Raw genomic sequence first — 1,437 nt, forward strand, 5'->3', positions numbered from 1 at the left:
CGGGCTGCTGCTGGGCGGGCTGCTGCTGGCGCTGCCGCAGATGTACGGGGTGGGCTATCCGGTGCTGGAGAACGCCATCGAGGGAAAGTACGCCGTCGGTCTCCTGCTGCTCCACACCCTTCCTTTGGCTCCTCACCTCACCCGATGAGAGGCACGATCGGCGGTTCGTGACACCCAACTGATTCGGTCATGCAAACGTTGCATCGTCTCAAGGTAATCATCGTGGACTCGCCGGGAAGGACATCGCATGAGGGCGTTCAGACCGACCCGACACGACGCAGAACTCTGCTCGGGGCCACGCTCGTCGCGCTGGCCGCCGGACTCGACGCACCCGCCCTGATCGACCTCTCGCGCTCCAGGTATCACGAATTCAAGGTCAATCAACCGGAGTACCTGGCTCGCTACGGCCACTGGGACGTGGTCCATATGCCGGAGAAGTTCCAGCTCAACTCCGTCCACGCCACGCTCCTCCCCACCGGCAAGGTCCTGCTGATCGCAGGCTCCGGCAACAACATCACGCTGTTCAAGGGGGGTGCCTTCAAAAGCACCCTCTGGGACCCCCTTCGGAACACGTTCAAAAAGATCGCCGCTCCGAAGGACCGATGTCGATCAGCGCTCCGTCGCCCTGCACGTCCGCCGCGGACGGAGGACGGTGACTGTCACGGTCCCCGAGGACCCCACCCTGGTGCCCTCCGGCTGGTACATGCTCTTCGTCGCCGACCGGCACGGCACACCGGCCAAGGCCGTCTGGATCCACGTACGGTGACGCGGCCACACCGCCGGGGAAGCGGGTGACTGTAGCGGATCGGAAGGCACCCTGCCATCGGTTCCGCACGCTTTGTCAAAGTGCAAATTTTGCACTGTCTAAAAGCCTAGCGTTCTGCGTGCTCACGACGCGTGCGTCCGTCTTTCCATGGACGGGCGCTCCCCGATCCTGGAGGCACCATGACCGCGCACGCCCGGTCGGCACACGGCCGCCCACGCAACCTCACCATCGCGGGCATCCTGCTCGTCGCCCTGGCCGTCATGGCCGGAGCGATCGTGTGGGCCACCCGGGGGAACGCCAGCGCCAGCGAGAAATCCTCGGCCAACTTCCCCAGTGCCAAGCCCGCTGTGCCCGGTGACGTGGTCACCACGGCCGGGCCGGTGAGCAAGCTGGACATGGAGTTCCTGATGAAGGTGCGCCAGGCCAACCTGTGGGAGGCCCCGGCCGGACGGCTCGCTCAGACCCATGCCACCAGCGAGGCGGTCAAACGAGCCGGCCTGCACGTCATGGACGGGCACTCCAAGCTGGACGAGTTCGTCCGCAACACCGCCGAGGCGCTGAACGTGTCCCTGCCGGACGAGGCCAGCGAAGAGCAGCAGGGCTTCGTCCGCACCCTGGAGAACGCCCAGGGCGAGGACTTCGACAAGAAGTTCGCCAACATCCTCCGCGGC

At 65.7% G+C, this 1,437-nt stretch carries 2 protein-coding genes; both read left to right on the forward strand.

The genetic code is table 11. The annotated features are described in order from the left end of the window. Nucleotides 1-532 precede the first annotated feature (532 nt). On the forward strand, nucleotides 533-766 hold the full coding sequence (locus tag LCH29_RS43940) for a galactose oxidase-like domain-containing protein (RefSeq protein WP_446467285.1): 234 nt from the start codon (nucleotides 533-535) through the stop codon (nucleotides 764-766). Nucleotides 767-945: 179 nt separating this feature from the next. Then, on the forward strand, nucleotides 946-1,437 hold a 492-nt coding region (locus tag LCH29_RS43945), incomplete at its 3' end, for a DUF4142 domain-containing protein (RefSeq protein ID WP_446467286.1).

It is taken from the genome of Streptomyces sp. BRA346 (genome assembly GCF_052851135.1).